The following is a 19102-nucleotide window of genomic DNA, read 5'->3' on the forward strand; positions in this document are numbered from 1 at the left end:
GCGGACGCACGCGTAATGACACTGCGGCGCCCGAAAGTGAAAAAGCAAGCCTGAAAGTATAGCAGTGCGCCAGAAGGGCCGCAGACGCACAGGTACAATGCGACCGCATGGAATCCTTCGATATCGCAGTGATCGGCGCAGGCGCGGCCGGGATGATGTGCGCGGCCGTGGCCGGGCAGCTCGGCCGCCGCGTGGTGCTGATCGACCATTCGCAGCGCCTCGCGGAGAAGATCCGCATCTCCGGCGGCGGGCGCTGCAACTTCACGAATCTGTATGCCGGCCCGGCCAACTACCTGTCGGCCAACCCGCATTTTTGCCGCTCGGCGCTCGCGCGCTACACGCCGCGCGACTTCATGGCGCTGCTCAAGCGCCATCATGTGACGTGGCACGAGAAGCACAAAGGCCAGCTCTTCTGCGATCAGTCGAGCGACGCCGTCATCGACGTGCTGAAGAACGAATGCGACGCGGGCCGTGTGGCATGGCGTACGCCGCTGTCCGTGGAAGCGGTGCGGCAAGACGCGGAAGGGCGCTTCACGCTGGATACGCAGTCGGGACCGATCAGCGCGCGTGCGCTCGTGATCGCAACCGGTGGGCTATCCATTCCGAAGATCGGCGCCACGGATTTCGCCTACCGTCTTGCCAAGCAGTTCGGTCACAAGTTGATCGATACGCGCCCCGCGCTGGTCCCGCTGACCTTCGCCGCAGCGGACTGGGAGCCGTTCTCGGCGCTGTCCGGCGTCTCACTGGAAGTGCAACTCGCGACCGGCGACAAGAAGACCGGCGCGCAATTCAACGAAGATCTGCTGCTCACCCACCGCGGCCTGTCCGGCCCGGGTGTGCTGCAGATTTCGAGCTACTGGCAGCCCGGCGAGCCGATTCACATCAACCTGTTGCCCGAGCAGGATGCCACGACCGCTTTACTGGAAGCCAAGACCGGCACGAAGCGCCAGATCGCCAATCTGTTGTCCGAGTGGGTGCCGCAGCGGCTCGCCCATGTCTGGCTGGAAGCTCATCAGATTCCGGCCGAAGCCCGTGTGGCCGATTTGCCGGATAAAACCCTGCGCCGGGTCGGCGAGGCCCTGTCGCGCTGGACGCTCACCCCCAACGGCACGGAAGGCTATCGCAAAGCCGAAGTGACGCGCGGCGGCGTCGACACGCGCGACCTGTCGTCATCGACGATGATGAGCGCGCGCGCGCCGGGCTTGTACTTCATCGGCGAGGCGGTGGACGTCACCGGTTGGCTGGGCGGCTACAATTTCCAGTGGGCCTGGGCCTCGGGCGTGGCCGCCGGCCAGGCGGCTGCGGAGTATGCCAGAGGGGCTTGACGGCGCTCTGGCTTTGTGAGAAAGCTCTGCTATACTCCTGAACCTTTACAAAGTTCCGTTATTGAAAAATGACGACCATCCGCGTAAAAGACAACGAGCCGTTTGAAGTTGCCATGCGCCGTTTCAAGCGCACCATGGAGAAAAACGGCTTGTTGACGGAACTTCGCGCTCGCGAGTTTTACGAAAAGCCTACGGCTGAGCGCAAGCGCAAGAAGGCGGCTGCGGTGAAGCGTCATTTCAAGCGTCTGCGTGGCCAGATGCTGCCAAAGAAGTTCTACTGATTCTGGCGTTGCCGCGGTTCCGGTCGAACGGAGCGGCGACATCCAACCGGTGACGGCACAGCAGGCGCCATCACGGAAAACAAGGCCCTTCGGGCCAGCCGGCAGGGTCGCACCCACAACGCACATTGTGCCAACCCGCTTGAGGAAGCAGTCCCAAGCGGGTATTCGTGTTGATGCGGTTAGGCCGGCCGGTTTTTCAAATTCCAACGCATTCAGGTGAGTGATGAGTCTCAAGGACCGGATCAACGACGATATGAAGGCCGCCATGCGGGCACGTGAAACCGAGCGTCTCGGCACGGTCCGCCTGTTGCTCGCCGCGATCAAGCAGCGCGAAGTCGACGAGCGCGTCACGCTCGACGACACCGCGATCACCGCTGTGATCGACAAGATGATCAAGCAGCGCAAAGATTCGATCAGCCAGTTCGAAGCGGCTGGCCGCACGGATCTGGCCGACAAGGAAAAGGCCGAACTGGCGATCCTGTCGGCTTATATGCCGGAACAGATGTCCGAGGCTGAGATCGTCGCCGAAGTGCAGGCGGCGGTCGCGCAAACCGGCGCAGCGGGTCCGCAGGACATGGGCAAGGTGATGGGCGTGCTCAAGCCGAAGCTGGCCGGCCGTGCGGACATGACCGCCGTCTCGGCGCAGGTCAAAGCCGCGCTCGCGAAGTAAGCTCTGTTTTTCCGGTCTGCGCGTGCCGCCGCTCGACGGGCGGCGCGCGCAGCCTCGGGCCTTTCAGGTAGCGTCATTTACTGTGATTCCTCCGTCATTCCTGCAGGACCTGCTCAACCGCGTCGATATCGTCGACGTGGTGGGCCGGTACGTGCAGTTGAAAAAAGGCGGCGCGAACTTCATGGGGCTTTGCCCGTTCCACAACGAGAAAAGCCCTTCGTTTACGGTTAGTCCGACTAAGCAGTTCTATCACTGCTTCGGTTGCGGCGCGCACGGAACGGCCATTGGTTTCTTGATGGAGCACGTCGGCTCGTCGTTTCCGGAAGCTGTCAACGAACTGGCGCAGTCGGTCGGCTTGACCGTGCCGAACGAACCTTCGCCGGGATATGGCGGCGGTTCCGGCGGCTATGCGCCGGCGGCGTCCAAAGCGGTCACCACGGCGCTTTCCGACGTCATGCAGACCGCCTGCGACTTTTACCGCAAGCAACTGCGCAGCGCGCCGGTCGCGATCCAGTATTTGAAGAAACGCGGCTTGACCGGCGAGATCGCGGCCCGTTTCGGGCTGGGCTACGCCCCGGACGGCTGGCAGAACCTCGAAGCGGCATTTCCGAACTACCGTGACGATTCGCTGGTCGAATCGGGATTGGTGATCGTCAGCGAAAAATCTGACGCACAGGGTCAGAACCGCCGGTACGACCGCTTTCGCGAGCGGATCATGTTCCCGATACGCAATGTGAAGGGGCAGGTGATTGGCTTCGGCGGCCGAGTGCTGGACGGTGGCGAGCCGAAATATTTGAATTCGCCCGAGACGCCTCTATTTAACAAGGGCAGCGAGCTGTACGGGCTGTTCGAAGCGCGTCTGGCGATTCGCGAGCAGCACTACGTGCTTGTCGTGGAAGGCTACATGGACGTGGTCGCGCTGGCCCAATTAGGGTTCCAGAACGCGGTGGCCACGCTCGGCACGGCCTGTACGCCGATTCATGTGCAGAAACTGATGCGCCAGACCGACACGGTCATTTTCAGTTTCGACGGCGATTCGGCGGGCCGGCGTGCCGCGCGTCGCGCGCTGGACGCCTGTTTGCCGCACGCGGCGGACAACCGCACTATCCGGTTCCTCTTCTTGCCGTCCGAGCACGATCCGGACAGCTACGTGCGCGAATACGGCACCGAGGCGTTCGCCGAGCAGGTCGAGCGGGCCATGCCGCTGTCGCAGTTCATGCTCAACGAGGTGCTGACCGGCAAGGAGCTGGATCAGCCGGAGGGCAAGGCCCGCGCGCTGTTCGACGCCAAGCCGCTGCTGCAGGCGTTGCCGGCCAATGCGCTGCGCGCGCAGATCATGCATATGTTCGCCGACCGGCTCGACGTGCCGTTCGACGAAGTCGCCGCGCTGTGCGAGGTCGATTCACGCATCGCGGCGGCCGCTCGCGCCGCGCCGGCCCGAAAAGACCGGCGCAGTGTGACGGGAATCGAGGAAAAAACGCTGCGCAATCTGGTGATGCATCCGCGCACGGTGGCGGTACTGGACGAGGAGGCCGAACAGGCGCTCCTTACGGTTACGCGGCATGGCGAGCTATTCGAAGAAGTGACGACGCACGCGCGTGCGCTGGGCGATTCGGCGGAGTTTCAGTTGTTGTCCGACCTATTGCGAAACGGCGCAAACGCCCCAACTTTCGAGGAAATCTTTCGCAAAATTCTAGACTATGATGAAAATGTCCGAGATTTGCTGCTGAAAGACCCGGAGGATGCGACCGTCATCGAGGAACGGCGCGAGCAGGAACGGATTGTAGGAGAGGAGTTGAAGGCGGCGATCCTGAAGATGCGGTACGACGCATACTGCGATCGGCTAGAGCAGCTTTCGCGGCAATCCCGGCACACGCCGGAGGAATTCGCGGAGCTGTCGGAGCTCAATCGGAAGCGGGCCGACATGAAGCGCCGGCTCGGGCTGTAGGCGGAATGAAGGAAGCCTGGGTGCTATAATAAAAAGTTTCCAGCGGTTTGTTTTTAAAAGGGTTTTCCTAGCAAAGGCGAAAAGGCGATGCGATGGCAAAGACTAAAGACGCAACTGCGGGCGGCAAGAAAGCAACAGGCACGAACTCCACGGAGCAGACCAGAAAGGTCACTGAGGCCAAGTTAGTTTCTTCCGCCAGAAGAGCGTCTTCTGCCAGCATTGCACCGGGTGCCGGGAAGAAGTCCACGACCACTTCGGCTGCGCGAGCGGAGCCGGTCAGGGCGGCGAAAGTTGTAGCAGTACCGGCCACGAAGGGGTCGGGTGTCAGAAGCGCAAGGGAAGCGGCTGCCGCGCAGGACGATGCGGTAGTGCGCGAGGTTCCAGTATCCACGGTTCAACCGGCTGGCGTCCACCAGCCGCGAGTCGAGACTACAGCCGGTACGGCGAACTCCATGACGAAAAAGCTGAACGAAGTACCCGTCGATGACGACGCAACCCAAAGCGAAGAAACCCCCACGGCTGCTCCAGCCAAGGTGGAAAAGGCCAAGGCTCGCGACCGTCGTGCAAAGGAAAAAGCGCTGCTGAAAGACGCTTTCGCGTCGTCACAGCCTGGCACGGTCGAGGAACTCGAGGAGCGCCGCTCCAAACTGCGCGCGCTGATCAAGCTCGGCAAGGAGCGCGGCTTCCTGACGTACGCTGAAATCAACGACCACCTTCCGGACAACTTCACTGAGACCGAGGCGATCGAAGGCATCATCAGCACGTTCAACGACATGGGCGTGGCTGTGTACGAGCAGGCCCCGGACGCTGAAACGCTGCTGCTGAACGACAACGCGCCGGCGGCTTCTTCGGACGACGAAGTGGAAGAGGAAGCGGAAGTCGCGCTCTCCACCGTCGACTCGGAATTTGGCCGCACCACCGACCCCGTCCGCATGTACATGCGTGAAATGGGCACGGTCGAACTGCTCACGCGCGAAGGCGAAATCGAAATCGCGAAGCGGATCGAAGACGGCCTGAAGCACATGGTGATGGCCATCTCCGCGTGCCCGACTACCATCGCCGACATTCTGGCCATGGCCGAGCGCGTCGCGAATGAGGAAATTCGCATCGACGAACTGGTCGACGGCCTGATCGACGCGAACGCGGAAGACGCGGACGGCTTTTCCGCGCAAGAAGCGGAAGCGATCGAGAGCGAAGACGAGGAAGTCGAAGAAGAGTCGGAAGAAGACGAGGAAGAAGACGACGGCACGGCGCAAGCCACGGCCAACGCTGCGCAGATGGAAGCGCTCAAGCGTGCGTCGCTCGAAAAATTCGCGATGATCAGTGAATGGTTCGACAAGATGCGTCGCGCGTTCGAGAAGGAAGGCTACAAGTCCAAGTCGTATCTGAAGGCGCAGGAAACGATCCAGAACGAGCTGATGACGATCCGCTTCACCGCGCGCACCGTCGAGCGTCTGTGCGACACGCTTCGCGCACAGGTGGACGAAGTGCGTCAGGTCGAGCGTCAGATCCTGCACACGGTGGTCGACAAGTGCGGCATGCCGCGAGCGGAATTCATCGCGCGTTTCCCGGGCAGCGAAACGGATCTGGAGTGGGCCGACAAGATCGTCGGTGAAGGTCACGCGTATAGCGCGATCCTCACGCGTAACATTCCGGCCATTCGCGAACAGCAGCAACGTCTGCTGGATCTGCAAGCGCGCGTCGTGCTGCCGTTGAAAGACCTGAAGGAAACCAACCGTCAGATGGCGGCGGGCGAACTGAAGGCGCGTCAGGCGAAGCGCGAAATGACCGAGGCGAACTTGCGTCTCGTGATCTCGATTGCGAAGAAGTACACGAACCGTGGTCTGCAGTTCCTCGACCTGATTCAGGAAGGCAACATTGGCCTGATGAAGGCGGTGGACAAGTTCGAATATCGCCGCGGCTACAAGTTCTCCACGTACGCAACGTGGTGGATCCGTCAGGCCATTACGCGTTCGATCGCAGACCAGGCGCGCACGATCCGGATTCCGGTTCACATGATCGAAACGATCAACAAGATGAACCGTATCTCGCGTCAGATTCTGCAGGAAACCGGTCTCGAACCGGATCCGGCAACGCTGGCCGAGAAGATGGAAATGCCGGAAGACAAGATCCGCAAGATCATGAAGATCGCGAAGGAGCCGATCTCGATGGAAACGCCGATCGGCGACGACGACGATTCCCATCTGGGCGACTTCATCGAGGACAACAACACGGTTGCACCGGCCGACGCCGCATTGCACGCCAGCATGCGCGACGTTGTGAAGGACGTGCTCGACTCGCTGACGCCGCGTGAAGCGAAAGTGCTGCGCATGCGTTTCGGTATCGAGATGAGCACCGATCACACGCTCGAAGAAGTCGGCAAGCAGTTCGACGTGACGCGTGAACGGATCCGTCAGATCGAGGCGAAGGCGCTGCGCAAGCTGCGTCACCCGAGCCGTTCGGACAAGCTGAAGTCGTTCCTCGAAGGGAATTGATCGAGGTCGGTCATTCACTGTAGTGACGCAGTAGTTTGAAGGAGCCTCGCGGTTGTTTCGGCGGATCGAAGCGGTTGCGAAGGCTCCTTTTTCGTGTAGTATGTCGGCCAATCAAGGTTTTAGGGCCTCTAGCTCATGCTTGGTTAGAGCAGCGGACTTAGCAACGACTCACCTAAACCGCGCAGCATGGCACGGTGAGTCATGAATGGGTTGCCTTGGGGTAAGTTAGCTCTGCTCCTTGGTAGAACTGCTCAAATTCGGGGAACCCTCTGCTGCTTCGGCGGCGTGGCAATCCCGAGCGAAGCTCTCCTCGAGAGAACGTGTAGAGACTGAACGGGCAGGTCGTAAAGACAAGAGACAGTCCAGACCACAAACCCGAAAGGGACGGTGAAAACCGTAGCTGGTAAGCATAATCCGTTGGTGCCGTGTTCGACTCACGGGAGGCCCACCAAATTCTAGAAAGCCACTCTTAGGAGTGGCTTTCTTTTTTTCGGCTTCATGCGTGATCAGCATATATGAAATGACATTCATGCTATTCACGCGGCATAGCCGCACCTCCACAATTCTCCTCAAGCGGTTCGTGCCGCATTCAACCGGAGAGTGGAATGTTTGCAGTTACTGGTATCACAGGTCAGGTCGGTGGCGTTGTTGCTCGTGCATTGCTAGCGGCTGGAGAGGACGTTCGCGCCGTGGTTCGCAGCGCCGCGAAGGGTGCCGATTGGAATGAGCACGGTTGTGAAATCGCTATCGCGGAGATGTCCGACACAGAAGCGCTGTGCTCCGCGTTATCCGGAGCCGACGGCGTGTTTATCTTGCTCCCGCCGAACTTCGATCCGTCGCCGGACTTTTCGGAGTCGCGCCGCCTGATCGGGACGGTGCGCGACGCATTGAAGCAAGCCAATCCGGCGAAAGTGGTCTGCCTGTCGACGATTGGCGCTCAGAGTGTTCAGCCGAACCTCTTGCAGCAACTCGGACACATGGAGCGGGAACTGGGCTCGCTGCCCATGCCGGTCGCTTTCCTGCGCGCTGGCTGGTTCATCGAAAACACGGCGTGGGACGTGGAACCCGCACGCACGGCGGGCGTCATCCCCAGCTTCCTGCAGCCGCTCGATAAACCGGTTCCGATGGTGGCTACCGCCGATGTCGGCCGGGTCGCCGCCAGCATGCTGCAACAGCAATGGACCGGTACGCGGATCGTTGAACTGGAAGGTCCGCGGCGTGTCACCCCAAACGATATTGCGAGTGCGTTCGCGCAGTTGCTTGGCAAGGACGTACGCATGGAGCCGGTGCCGCGTGATACGTGGCAAGCGCTCTTCAAATCGCAGGGCATGAAAAATCCCACTCCCCGCATGCAGATGCTGGATGGCTTTAACGAGGGCTGGATCGAGTTCGAGGAGCCCGGCCAGACGATAAAAGGCAATGTGGCGCTGGAAACAGTGTTGCAGTCGCTAATCGAACGGCTTGCATGAGTGTCTGTCGGCCAACCGCTCATCGATTGCGAGCTTCGGGCCTCGCCAACGCAGTGTTGCGAGGCCGTCCAGCCAACATGACAAGACGGTAATCCAGGCGACGGAGTCCGGTAACGGCGTGCGCGCTACGATCGGTCGCTCATCCCCATCGCTCGTCCGGCGTTTGAACAGGCGATGAGACGGTACGACCACTCTGCGCGCTCAGCGCGACCCAGGAGCGTTATCCATGCCACTCCGTCATCCCGTCGCCAGCGTGGCTGCGACGATCGTTGTCACCCTCATCCTGCTGGCAGTCGGCGCGTTTCTGTTCAGTTCTTCGGGCCTTTACGACGTATCCGCAAGCTCGAAAGACAGCCCGATCATTGCATGGATGTTGCACTCGACCTATGAGGCGTCACTACATCATCACGCCGGTAAAGACGTGCCGCCCGGCGATCTGATGTCGCTAAAGAATATCGAGGCCGGCGCGCGCTTCTACGATTCGACCTGCGCTGCTTGCCACGGTGTGCCAGGAAAGCCGCTGAGCTTCATTGGACAGGGGATTCAGCCGGCTGCGCCTGCGCTACTCGCCGCCAGTCGCCGCAACAATCCCAAACTGATGTTCTGGGTCATCAAACATGGCGTGAACATGACGGCCATGCCGAGCTTCGGAAAGACGCAAGCCGATCAGACGATATGGCAAACGGCCGCGTTTCTCTACGACGCAAGGGGTATCACTCCGGAGCGATACGAGACGCTTGTACATGGGGCTAAGTAGGGGGTTGTTTTCTTTGGCAGTCTGAACTTCACTTTCGGCCGCAATGACGGACCCGTGCACGCCATCCCAGGGATCGACGTGGCGACGAAGATGGCCGAATGGAACTACCGAGGAAAAGCAGTCTCGTCGACGGCTACGCTCATCCCATTCGATGCCAGGCCGCTAGTGGCCGCTCGCACGATCAGCGACTGGTCGCCGTTCCGATCGACCGGGTTATCGTGGGCGATTCAGCACTGAGTCTCCTTATGACGCTTTTTCCATGGAGTGGCACGTCGTTTGCGTAAGGTCGGCTTCCGGACCATATCAATAACGAGAACGACCATGCGACCCGACCACACCGCGACCGAGTTTGCCCAGACTCCATCTTTGCTCGCCACGCCGCTGGAAAGCGGCGGCGAAACCTTGCCGCAACGGCAGATCAACGCTTTCGCGCGAGTCACCTTCTGCTTCGCGTGGCTTTTCGGGCTTGAGCCTTTCCTGACGGGATCGGTCGACGAGCGGCCTCGCTCGCGACTCGATCGCCATTGACGTCACCTGTTTGCGCGACATGCCGGGCCGCCCTAACAGACGTTGAAACTTTCGCCACGCAACAGGGCAATTTCTACATCGGGAAAGAGGCGAATCGAGGCGGGCTCGCAGGCCTCGAAAGGTGTCACTTTGGCGCCGAGTCGCAGGAATAGTGGTTGCGCGAGAGCGGGTGGGAGCCATTCCCAACCTCTGGACGCTCATCATGCAAACCGATCCCACCATCGACCCCGTCGCCGACCCTGCCAACCAGCCACTCGATGAACCTGGCGAGCAGCCGCGGCCATTGCCCGGCGTGCCGCCTGAAACCGATCCGCTCGCACCGGGCGCTGTGCCCGAGGACGGAGCGGCGCCGCGTCCTCGCGAGACACGCCATAACGTCGTGGTTGGCCGTAATTAGGGAAACTCCGTGTAAAAAAACGCACGGCCGTGCCGTTTAATGGTTACGGAAGGCGGTTCGGAAGTTTGCCATCCGTTTTCAGCACGGGTTTTTGTCACGCGGCGGTCGGCGCCGCATATTACCTCCGGACAACACCCGTGCTGAAGACTTTCCTCCTCTTCAGCAGACGGAACGTGAAGTCGTGCCAGAAGTGTCTCGTTGACTTGGTGACGACGGCCTCTTGGAAGAATTCTGCCTGGACCGAGTGCCACAACGTCGATCTAACGACGTATGCAGCCCCGCTGTGGCCGACTCGCCTACAATTCAAGCAGCCGCGCGCTGGCGCAACCGTTCCGCTTTAGCGTATAGCGTACAAGCGGGCTATTTGATCCACTCCCTCGCAACAAGAAAGAGTTAATCGCCGAATTCAGTGGGGCAGTCATTAAGCGCGACCAAACGTGATCGTCTTAATTAAAATAAGTTCCCGGTTTTATAAAATAAATTTACTTCTGCTTTCACGCATACCTTCTATTGCCTCATTTGCGAGCAATCAAACATTTTGTATTTTTCGTTTCGTTCCGACCCGATTACGTCACGCATATTAAACGCTGTTGCATACACGCAACTCGCAATATTGAAAAGTTGCCAATTACTTATGAATAAAGCAGGTGCGACAGCCCCTTTATTTTGCGATAAGTAATGAATAAACAAAGACTTAACGCCAGTGGCGTATGGATTGTTGCTGAATCTGGAAAATCCTGTTGTGTGAATTGCCAACATCCCTATCAGGGTGTCCCCCTACACTCACGCTTCGTTTCAAGGGTGCCCGGCCGATCCGAAACGGGTCGGTGAACAGGGCGGCAATGGGTGCAAAGCACGCGTTGCCGAGGCAGTTCCCGCTCCCCGCGTAAATTTATCGAACAGGAGTCCCAGCATGAAAAAGAGTCTCATCGTCGTTGCGGTTGCCGCATCGTTCGCTTCCGTCGCTCACGCACAAAGCAGCGTGACCCTGTATGGTCTGCTCGACGCCGGCCTGACGTACACCAGCAACGTCAACCACAACTCGAAGTGGGCAGCTGGTAGCGGCGGCATCAATCAAAGCATGTTCGGTCTGCGCGGTTCGGAAGACCTGGGCGGCGGTCTGAAGGCAATCTTCACGTTGGAAAGCGGCTTCAACATCAACAACGGCAAGTTCGCTAACAACAACGGCATGTTCAACCGTCAAGCGTTCGTCGGTCTGTCGAGCGCGCAATTCGGTACGGTCACGCTGGGCCGTCAATACGACGCAGCTCAAGACTACCTGGCACCGCTGACCGCAACGGGCAGCTGGGGCGGTACGTACTTCGCGCACCCGTTCAACAACGACAACCTGAACACGAACGGCGGCTACGCAGTCAACAACTCGATCAAGTACTCGAGCGCTAACTACGCTGGCTTCACGTTCGGCGGCACGTACGGCTTCTCGAACCAGGCTGGCGCATTCGCAAACAACCGCGAATACAGCGTTGGTGCTGCATACCAGTGGCAAGGTCTGCACCTGGGCGCTGCTTACGCACAGCAGAACAACCCGGGCGCCGGCAACAACGGTGCTTCGGATAGCTCGTACGTCAACGCATTGGCAGGCAACGTCGGCAACTTCCGTCAGCGTGAATTCGGCGTTGCTGGTTCGTATGCATTCGGCCCGGCAACCGTCGGTCTGGCATGGACGCAATCGCGTTCGGACAACTTCGTGGGCGGTCAGCAATCGCTGCGCGCTAACAACTACGAAGTCAACGGCAAGTACAACCTGACGCCGGCTCTGGGTCTGGGCGTTGCTTACACGTTCACGGACGGCAAGGGCTACGGCGTTGGCGCGAACGGTGGTTCGGAGTCGGTGCGTTACCACCAGATCGGCGTGCAAGCTGACTACTCGCTGTCGCGTCGTACGGACGTCTACGCTCAAGCCGTGTACCAGCACGCAATGGGCGACGGCGGTGTCGCTTCGATCTACAGCGGCGACAACACGCAACTGCCGTCGTCGTCGAAGAACCAGACGGCTGCTACGGTCGGTCTGCGTCACCGCTTCTAAGCTTCAGCAGAAGCCGGTTGTACAAAAAGGTGCCGTTCGCGGCACCTTTTTTTATGCGCGGGCGATTCGCTGGCCGGCACCCGGCGTCCATGCCTGATGCCGCACACTTTGCCCGGCCCCAGCGGCCGTGTGCTGTTCCAGAACTCGTCTCGCATTTTCTGACGATTGCGCCTCGCCATCTGACAAGAGTTAACCTTCGCGAAAGCCTTCCTGGGTTAGTCTCAAATTCATTGATGGATAGACCCTATTTCGTGACGGCGCCAGCATGCGTCCTGCGGCTGTGCCTTCTTACCGCATGAATACTTCCGCTTCGAAGTCGCAGCCTCCTCCGCCGCCCGCTTACGATCTCACCGACGAGCAATGGCGCCGCATCGTGCCGCTGCCACCCGAAATGAAGGAGCACGGGCCCCGGCGCGGTCGCCCCTGCATCGATATCCGCTGGGTGGTGAATAGCGTGATGTGGGTGCTGCACGCGCGCGCGCCATGGAGCGCCATGCCGAAGTGCTACGCGCCGTATCAGACTGCGCATCGCTACTACTTGCGCTGGAAGAAGTCCGGCGTGCTGGCCAACATCGTTCTCGCGCTGTTCGAGACCGATTCGCTCCTCGAGCGGCCTGTCGCGCGCCGAGGCGGTGTGCGCGCCGCGTAGCCCGTAGCTTTCGCAATGGCAAACAGAAAGGCTGTCACCGGTTTTCCGGTGACAGCCTTTTTCAACCACAACCGGCCTGAAGGTCCGCAGGTCTGTCAGTGCGCCACTCGATCATGCAGGTTGTTCGACCCTGAACACGGCAACGGCATCTCGGAGTTGATCCGTCTGCTCATCGAGGGAGCCGGCCGCGGCCGCAGCCTGTTCCACGAGTGCGGCATTGCGCTGCGTCACATCGTCCATCTGGCGAATCGCGAGATTGACTTCGCCGATACCTGAGCTCTGTTCCTTCGAAGCCGCCGAGATCTCGTTCATGATGGCCGTCACGCGGCGCACCGCGTCGACCACCTCGCCGATCGTGCTGCCGGCCTTGCCCGCGAGCGCCGAGCCCTCGCCGACTTGCGCGACGGACTGATCGATCAGCACTTTGATCTCCTTGGCCGCCGTCGCGCTGCGCTGCGCGAGATTGCGCACCTCGCCCGCGACCACCGCGAAGCCGCGGCCTTCTTCACCGGCGCGCGCGGCTTCCACTGCGGCGTTCAGCGCCAGAATATTGGTCTGAAAGGCAATACCCTCGATCACGCTGATAATCTCGCCGATCTTGCTCGAACTATCGGTGATACCCGCCATCTTCTCGACCACGTCGTTGACCACCTGGCCGCCGCGGGCGGCGATGTTCGACGCGTCGCGCGCCAGTTCCGATGCGGTCGCCGCATTGTCGGCGTTCTGCGTGACGGTTTTGGTGAGCTGGTCCATGCTGGCGGCGGTCTGCTGCAACGAAGCGGCCTGCTCTTCGGTGCGGCTCGACAGATCCAGATTGCCTGCGGCGATTTCCTTCGACGCGGTGGTGATCGTCTCCGCCGAGGTCTTGATGCGCGCGACTGTCGACGCAAGCTGATTGCGCATCTCACGCAGTGAGAACAGCAAGCTCGAGGTGTCGTCGCGGCGCAGGTCGATGCGGGTGGCGAGATCGCCGCGGGCGATCTGCATGGCGATCGCCGCGGCCGTGGCGGGCTCGCCGCCAATCGAGCGCGACACGCTGCGTACCACGCGCGAAGCGACGAAAGACACGATCACGCCCAATACCACCAGCATGCCCGCCGAGCGCGTGAGCGTCGCGTAGAACTGGGCCTGAATGTCGTCCATATAGGCGCCGGCGATGAAATCCCAACCCCAAGGCGCGAAGCGCTTCACATAGCCTATCTTTTCGCTGGGCGTCGTTTCGCCGGGCTTCGGCCACCAGTAGCGCAGGTAACCGGCACCGCCCGCCGAGGCGCCGGTATGGGCGATATCCTGATACAGCGCGTTGCCTTTGGCGTCGCGAAAGCCGCTCATGTCCTTGCCGTTCAGCTTCGGGCTCATTGGATGGTCGATCATGACCGAATCGCTGCGCACGATCGTCACGTAGCCGGATGCGCCGTAGCGCTGCGCGCTGACGCGGGCAATCGACTGTTGCTTTGCTTCGTCGACGGAGAGCTTGCCGGCGTCGGCCTGTTTCGCATAGTCCGCGACGATGGATATCGCCATATCGGTGACATCGGCCAGATCCGCACGCCGTGCGTCCATTTGCGCGTTACGCGCCTCGTACGCGTTTACGACGGTCACGATCAGGAGCGCAGCCCAGCACAGCAGCAACGGCACCCACAGTTTCTGTTTTAGTGTCAGACGGTTCATTATCGGATTCGACAATACGTTGAGCTCGGAATAGGGAGGGCTGCAATCTACGCTGCATAGCTCGCATAACGGCGCGCGCGGCGCTTTCTTGATCCGGTTGCTCAAAAAACGGGCTGACGGATGGGCCGATAGTCGGGCTGGCCGCGCGTCGGCGGCGCCCGGAAGGGTGGCGTGGCCGCAGGCACGGCCGGAGGTTGGCGCTAGATCTGCTCTCGGCCGAACGCGCTCAGGCGCTCAAGGTCGAGTACATGAATCTGGTTGTAGGAGAGGCGCAAAATCTGCAGTCGTTCGAGGTTTTGCAGCGCCTGATTGATCCGCTGACGCGAGACGCCCGCCAGCAAGCCGACTTCTTCCTGCGAAATGGCCAGCGTGCGGCCGGTATCGGGATAGAGGTCCGGGTTGAACAGCTGCGCGAGCGACTGTGCGACGCGCGCGTCGACATCGAGCAGCCGGCTATTCTGGATCGACGCGATGAATTCGCCCATGCGGTTGTTCAGCTGCCGGATCACGAAGCCTGTGAACGGCAGGCTCGACTCCAGCAGCGCGTGGAACGTATCCGACGGCACGAACATGACGAGCGAAGGTTGGATTGCCGCGACGTCGTATTTGCGCAGTTCGCGCTTGATCACGCTGCCTTCTCCGAACCAGCCGCCAGGCGGCACGCCGGACAGCGTGCAGCTGCGTCCGGAAGCGTTGTAGATGGCCAGCTTGAGAAGGCCGGAATGCACGCCGATCCAGTAATCCGAGGGTTCCTGGCGGCGCGCGATCCACGCGCCGCCTTCCAGATGCTCGGCATGCGCGCTGGCGATCACCATGGCCTGATGCTCCGCGGCGAGCGCCCGAAACCACGCGCAAGTGGCGAACAGGGCCGGCAGGTCGGCGCGCGCGACCCGTTCCAGCCGGTTCGGACGGGCATCTGCGGGAGCGATGAGCGGGGCGTCGTTCATGGCGAATGGCGGGATCGATGGGGACTTATTGATCGAATCGAGGTTCGAAAGCGCCAAGGCGTGCCACTCTGTCATTTGAATGACAGACAGTTCACCATGACCATTGTTAGCCTAGTTTATCAATCAGAATAGTTGATGGCGCGGCGAGCGCCTCAGGAGACAACGCGATGAAACATATGTTCGAAGCAGGCCTTGAGCGCCGTGAAGCCAATAATGTCCCGCTGACGCCGATCGATTTCATCGTTCGCGCGGCAGAAGTCTACGGTGAGCGGCTCGCAGTCGTCCATGGGGAGATTCGCCGCAACTGGCGCGAAACCTACGAACGCACCCGGCGGCTGGCCAGTGCGTTGGAGCGCGCCGGCATCGAGCGCGGCGATACGGTCGCGGCCTTGCTCCCCAACATTCCTCCGATGATAGAAGCACACTTCGGCGTCCCCATGGCCGGCGCCGTACTCAATACGCTGAATACGCGGCTCGACATTTCGTCGCTGTTGTTCATGTTGCGCCATGGCGAAGCCAAGGCGCTGATCGTCGATACGGAATATGGCGAGTTCGCGCACCGCGCCGCGCTCGAATTCCCGAACCTGCGCGTGATCAGCGTGGCGGACGCGATGCCTGCCGACCCCGATCAATTTATCCGCGCAACAGACTACGAAGCGTTCCTGCAATCCGGCGACCCCGAATTCGCGTGGACCATGCCTCGCGATGAATGGGACGCCATTGCGCTGAACTACACCTCGGGTACGACAGGCGATCCGAAGGGCGTGGTTTATCACCATCGCGGCGCCTATCTGAATGCGGTGAGCAATATCCTCGAATGGGATATGCCCAAGCACGCGATTTATCTCTGGACCTTGCCGCTCTTCCACTGCAACGGTTGGTGTTTTCCATGGACGGTGGCCGCGCGTGCCGGCGTCAATGTCTGCCTGCGCAAGTTCGATGCGAAGACGGTGTTCGATCTGATCCGCCGCGAAGGCATCACGCATTACTGCGGCGCACCGATCGTGCAGAGCGCGCTTGCGAACGCGCCGGCCGAATGGCGCGAGGGCATCACGCAGCGCGTGTCGACCATGGTGGCGGGTGCGGCGCCCGCGCCGGCGGTGATTGCGAAGATGAAGGAGATCGGTTTCGATCTCACGCACGTGTACGGACTCACTGAGACTTACGGACCGGCTGCAGTCTGCGCGAAACAGGAAGAGTGGGATACGCTCGACGACGCCGAGCGCGCCGAACTGAACGCGCGCCAAGGCGTGCGCTACCACTTGCAGGCAGCGGTGACCGTGCTCGATCCGCAGACGCTGGCGCCCGTTCCCAACGATGGCGAGACGATCGGCGAGATCATGTTTCGCGGCAACATCTGCATGAAGGGCTATCTGAAGAACGAGCGCGCGACGGAAGCGGCCTTCGAAGGCGGCTGGTTCCATACGGGCGATCTCGGCGTACGGATGCCCGATGGCTATATCCGCATTCGCGACCGCAGCAAGGACATCATCATTTCAGGCGGCGAGAACATCTCGAGCATCGAGCTCGAAGACACGCTGTATCGCCATCCTGCGGTCGCCGTTGCGGCCGTGGTGGCGATGGATGATCCGAAATGGGGTGAGGTACCCTGCGCGTTCATCGAGCTTAGGGAAGGGGCTCAGGTGAGCGCGGAAGAGATCATTGCGCACTGCCGGCTATTTCTTGCGGGATACAAGTTGCCGAAAGCGGTGCGCTTCGGCGAATTGCCGAAGACATCGACGGGAAAAATTCAGAAGTTCGAACTACGCGCGCGCATCAAGAGCGAAGAAAACCGGTAACCGAGTCGCGCGTTCGATGGTGTGGCGTGCCGAATGGCACGCCAACGCCGCTAGTTCATGCCGCAGGCGAACGCGCATGAGCGCGCGGATGATGTGCGCCTCATTGCGCAGGTTCGCATGCCTGTCGCGAGCTTAGCCTCGCGTGTCGACCCAGTGACGAGCCCAGCGTGCCGAGTGCTGCAAGGCCTGTTCTTCGTTCGTGAAGTAATCGAGCGAATAGAACTGGTAGCGCCCTTCGGCACGCGCGCTGTCGGCGCGTTCGAGCAGCAGATTGGATGAAAATGTGCCATCGGGCAAACGGTGCGCCGAGGGTTTGACGGCATAGCCGTTGTAGTGATGAATATGTTTGTTTTGCATTTTAATTTTTTAATAATTGTCGAGTGCGCGCCTGCCTTGCGGACCCCTATGAGAGTCGCGCGGCCAAGCTGATTCAAGCCATTGCGAGCCGAATCCTGACGCAGTCGGAAAGCGAAAAATGGGCGTTGAAGCCGGAGGGGAGAATGAGGTGCAACGAGGCGTTTGGCGCTTAGGCAAGCTGCTTGAATGGCATGCAGCTCAAAGCGATCGCGCCAACTGTGGGAGACAAATGCTCCGCGAGGGTGTCGCTGCAGCCCGATGTCCGTTGCCGGACACCGAGCCCTTCAAACTTACATCGGCTTGATGTTAGCCGCTTGCAGACCCTTCGGGCCTTGCTTCGTTTCGAAGCTCACTTTCTGATTCTCAGCCAGCGTCTTGAAGCCGTCGCCGCTGATTTCGGAGAAGTGCGCGAACAGGTCGTCGCCGCCCTTGTCCGGGGTGATGAAGCCAAAGCCTTTGCTGTCGTTGAACCACTTAACGGTACCGGTATCCATGAAGAATCCTTGAGGTAAAAATAGAAAGATTTGCTCTGTGAGAGAGCGCGTGAAGCGTCAAGGAGGGAGAGGACAACGAATACCGCTTAGGGAGCGAGACATTGATGAACAGCAATCGAACTTCTTGAACTTCGGGTGCCACAGTAACCGCCGGGTGGTGTCAGCGTCAACACTTAACTTGTAACTGTTTGGCTGCGCGCCATGAATGGCTTGCTGCGGGCGTTCGGCTGAAACGCGCGGCTTCCCCGCGCTCGCCGTGTCTTGCGGCACGGCGAGCGCGGGGAAGCCGCCGCACGTGTCAGATGCCCACTTTGTGTGCTGTCAGGATCAGGCGCAATCCCAGCGCGGCGACCGCGCTCGCGGCGACGCGATCGACCCAGGCTTTCCATTGCAGATAGATTTCTCGCGGGCGCTTGCTCGAGAAACACAACGCGACGACGGTGTACCAGCCGGCTTCGATAGCGAAGATCGCCGGCGGCAATGCAAAGTAGCACCACAGCGGCGGATGTTGCGGCAGCAGCGCCGCGAAGATACTGCCGTAATAGACGGCTGTCTTCGGATTGCTGAGTTGTGTGCTCAATCCGATCCAGAAAGATTTGCGTGCATTGGCCGGGACGGCTTGCGTCGTATCGAAGGCGAGCGGTTTGGCGGCGCCGCGCCAGATTTTCGACGCAAGGTAAATCAGATAGAGGCCGCCAGCCACTTTCAGTCCCACGTAGAGCCATTCGACACTGGCCAGCAACGTGTAGAGGCCGAGCAGCGCGATGCCGCTGAAGAAAACGCCGCCGACGCCCATGCCGATCGCGGTGGCGAGCCCATCGCCGCGCGACAGTCCAATCGCATTGCGGGCGACGATAACGAAGCTCGGCCCCGGACTCATCGCGCCCAACAGGAGTGCGGCGAGGATGGTGACGATGGCGGTTGAAGCGGACATGATCGGCTCTCCTATGTGCAGGCGTGTTAGTCAGTGGAACATAGCATGAGAGCGCGGAGGTTGGCGCTCTGAGTTTGTTGCCAACTCATTTCATGACGAGGCCTATTCGCGTGGGTTTGCGACATTACATTGATTAAACCGGCCGGAATTGAAAAGCCTTGCTTCGCGGACTAACAACCCATTGCTGCGAGCAGCAGAAATTGGATGCTAGAATTCCTTTCCATACGCTGAAGCAGCCCTGAACGACGGGCGAGACACGAATGCAATTGATCCAGTTGCCGGCGAATCCCCATAATCCAAGATTTATCGGGCATGTTTTCCAGGTGCGAGTGCT

17 protein-coding genes are annotated in these 19102 nt (G+C 60.4%); 12 read left to right on the plus strand and 5 right to left on the minus strand.

Annotation, left to right across the window (positions count from 1 at the left end; all coding sequences use genetic code 11):
* Positions 1-107 precede the first annotated feature (107 nt).
* From AC57B1_RS28980 to AC57B1_RS29030, 11 genes are all read left to right on the plus strand, one after another.
* Positions 108-1325, plus strand: coding sequence for a BaiN/RdsA family NAD(P)/FAD-dependent oxidoreductase (locus AC57B1_RS28980; RefSeq protein ID WP_091804711.1), 1218 nt, complete (start codon positions 108-110; stop codon positions 1323-1325).
* A gap of 68 nt (positions 1326-1393) precedes the next feature.
* The gene (rpsU, locus tag AC57B1_RS28985) at positions 1394-1606 is read left to right on the plus strand and encodes a 30S ribosomal protein S21 (RefSeq protein ID WP_028196180.1); all 213 of its coding nucleotides are present in this window, start codon (positions 1394-1396) and stop codon (positions 1604-1606) included.
* Between the two features lie 223 nt (positions 1607-1829).
* The gene (locus AC57B1_RS28990; RefSeq protein ID WP_091804708.1) at positions 1830-2276 is read left to right on the plus strand and encodes a GatB/YqeY domain-containing protein; all 447 of its coding nucleotides are present in this window, start codon (positions 1830-1832) and stop codon (positions 2274-2276) included.
* A gap of 82 nt (positions 2277-2358) precedes the next feature.
* On the plus strand, positions 2359-4224 hold the full coding sequence (dnaG, locus tag AC57B1_RS28995) for a DNA primase (RefSeq protein WP_091804703.1): 1866 nt from the start codon (positions 2359-2361) through the stop codon (positions 4222-4224).
* A gap of 92 nt (positions 4225-4316) precedes the next feature.
* Positions 4317-6719, plus strand: coding sequence for an RNA polymerase sigma factor RpoD (gene rpoD / locus AC57B1_RS29000; RefSeq protein WP_408183680.1), 2403 nt, complete (start codon positions 4317-4319; stop codon positions 6717-6719).
* Between the two features lie 605 nt (positions 6720-7324).
* Positions 7325-8188 (plus strand): NmrA family NAD(P)-binding protein, encoded by an 864-nt coding sequence (locus AC57B1_RS29005; RefSeq protein ID WP_496419405.1) that lies wholly within the window; start codon positions 7325-7327, stop codon positions 8186-8188.
* 226 nt (positions 8189-8414) lie between these two features.
* Positions 8415-8945, plus strand: a complete 531-nt coding sequence (locus AC57B1_RS29010; RefSeq protein WP_408348831.1) for a c-type cytochrome — start codon at positions 8415-8417, stop codon at positions 8943-8945.
* Between the two features lie 321 nt (positions 8946-9266).
* Entirely contained in the window at positions 9267-9473 is a 207-nt protein-coding gene (locus AC57B1_RS29015; protein ID WP_408348828.1) for a hypothetical protein, read from the plus strand.
* Positions 9474-9675: 202 nt separating this feature from the next.
* Positions 9676-9870: a hypothetical protein gene (locus AC57B1_RS29020; protein WP_408348825.1), complete on the plus strand. Its 195-nt coding sequence runs from the start codon at positions 9676-9678 to the stop codon at positions 9868-9870.
* 913 nt (positions 9871-10783) lie between these two features.
* Complete coding sequence (locus AC57B1_RS29025; RefSeq protein ID WP_091804688.1) at positions 10784-11917, plus strand: porin; 1134 nt, start codon at positions 10784-10786, stop codon at positions 11915-11917.
* 295 nt (positions 11918-12212) lie between these two features.
* Positions 12213-12566, plus strand: coding sequence for a transposase (locus AC57B1_RS29030; protein WP_496419406.1), 354 nt, complete (start codon positions 12213-12215; stop codon positions 12564-12566).
* Positions 12567-12677: 111 nt separating this feature from the next.
* On the opposite strand, the gene AC57B1_RS29035 is transcribed toward AC57B1_RS29030, so the two are convergent.
* Entirely contained in the window at positions 12678-14237 is a 1560-nt protein-coding gene (locus AC57B1_RS29035) for a methyl-accepting chemotaxis protein (RefSeq protein ID WP_496419407.1), read from the minus strand.
* 200 nt (positions 14238-14437) lie between these two features.
* Positions 14438-15184, minus strand: coding sequence for a Crp/Fnr family transcriptional regulator (locus AC57B1_RS29040; protein ID WP_091808992.1), 747 nt, complete (start codon positions 15182-15184; stop codon positions 14438-14440).
* Positions 15185-15351: 167 nt separating this feature from the next.
* Here AC57B1_RS29040 and AC57B1_RS29045 point away from each other — a divergent pair, with 167 nt between their 5' ends.
* A complete protein-coding gene (locus AC57B1_RS29045; protein ID WP_496419408.1) occupies positions 15352-16983 on the plus strand; it encodes an acyl-CoA synthetase in 1632 nt (543 codons plus the stop codon).
* Positions 16984-17115: 132 nt separating this feature from the next.
* Here the strand turns inward: AC57B1_RS29045 and AC57B1_RS29050 are convergent, their stop codons facing one another.
* From AC57B1_RS29050 to AC57B1_RS29060, 3 genes are all read right to left on the minus strand, one after another.
* The gene (locus tag AC57B1_RS29050; protein WP_091804673.1) at positions 17116-17340 is read right to left on the minus strand and encodes a hypothetical protein; all 225 of its coding nucleotides are present in this window, start codon (positions 17338-17340) and stop codon (positions 17116-17118) included.
* A 290-nt stretch (positions 17341-17630) separates the two neighbouring features.
* Complete coding sequence (locus AC57B1_RS29055; RefSeq protein ID WP_007178877.1) at positions 17631-17834, minus strand: cold-shock protein; 204 nt, start codon at positions 17832-17834, stop codon at positions 17631-17633.
* 298 nt (positions 17835-18132) lie between these two features.
* On the minus strand, positions 18133-18768 hold the full coding sequence (locus AC57B1_RS29060) for a LysE family translocator (protein WP_408348813.1): 636 nt from the start codon (positions 18766-18768) through the stop codon (positions 18133-18135).
* Positions 18769-19102 lie beyond the last annotated feature (334 nt).

The sequence above is a fragment of the Paraburkholderia sp. BGA-UO-ETr-F21 genome (genome assembly GCF_059567925.1).

What these genes read in the sequence shown, in the direction of transcription:
- AC57B1_RS28980 (WP_091804711.1), top strand. Translation starts at nt 108, where the DNA reads ATGGAATCCTTCGATATCGCAGTGATCGGCGCAGGCGCGGCCGGGATG.
- rpsU (WP_028196180.1), top strand. Translation starts at nt 1,394, where the DNA reads ATGACGACCATCCGCGTAAAAGACAACGAGCCGTTTGAAGTTGCCATG.
- AC57B1_RS28990 (WP_091804708.1), top strand. Translation starts at nt 1,830, where the DNA reads ATGAGTCTCAAGGACCGGATCAACGACGATATGAAGGCCGCCATGCGG.
- rpoD (WP_408183680.1), top strand. Translation starts at nt 4,317, where the DNA reads ATGGCAAAGACTAAAGACGCAACTGCGGGCGGCAAGAAAGCAACAGGC.
- AC57B1_RS29005 (WP_496419405.1), top strand. Translation starts at nt 7,325, where the DNA reads ATGTTTGCAGTTACTGGTATCACAGGTCAGGTCGGTGGCGTTGTTGCT.
- AC57B1_RS29010 (WP_408348831.1), top strand. Translation starts at nt 8,415, where the DNA reads ATGCCACTCCGTCATCCCGTCGCCAGCGTGGCTGCGACGATCGTTGTC.
- AC57B1_RS29015 (WP_408348828.1), top strand. Translation starts at nt 9,267, where the DNA reads ATGCGACCCGACCACACCGCGACCGAGTTTGCCCAGACTCCATCTTTG.
- AC57B1_RS29020 (WP_408348825.1), top strand. Translation starts at nt 9,676, where the DNA reads ATGCAAACCGATCCCACCATCGACCCCGTCGCCGACCCTGCCAACCAG.
- AC57B1_RS29025 (WP_091804688.1), top strand. Translation starts at nt 10,784, where the DNA reads ATGAAAAAGAGTCTCATCGTCGTTGCGGTTGCCGCATCGTTCGCTTCC.
- AC57B1_RS29030 (WP_496419406.1), top strand. Translation starts at nt 12,213, where the DNA reads ATGAATACTTCCGCTTCGAAGTCGCAGCCTCCTCCGCCGCCCGCTTAC.
- AC57B1_RS29035 (WP_496419407.1), bottom strand. Translation starts at nt 14,237, where the DNA reads ATGAACCGTCTGACACTAAAACAGAAACTGTGGGTGCCGTTGCTGCTG.
- AC57B1_RS29040 (WP_091808992.1), bottom strand. Translation starts at nt 15,184, where the DNA reads ATGAACGACGCCCCGCTCATCGCTCCCGCAGATGCCCGTCCGAACCGG.
- AC57B1_RS29045 (WP_496419408.1), top strand. Translation starts at nt 15,352, where the DNA reads ATGAAACATATGTTCGAAGCAGGCCTTGAGCGCCGTGAAGCCAATAAT.
- AC57B1_RS29050 (WP_091804673.1), bottom strand. Translation starts at nt 17,340, where the DNA reads ATGCAAAACAAACATATTCATCACTACAACGGCTATGCCGTCAAACCC.
- AC57B1_RS29055 (WP_007178877.1), bottom strand. Translation starts at nt 17,834, where the DNA reads ATGGATACCGGTACCGTTAAGTGGTTCAACGACAGCAAAGGCTTTGGC.
- AC57B1_RS29060 (WP_408348813.1), bottom strand. Translation starts at nt 18,768, where the DNA reads ATGTCCGCTTCAACCGCCATCGTCACCATCCTCGCCGCACTCCTGTTG.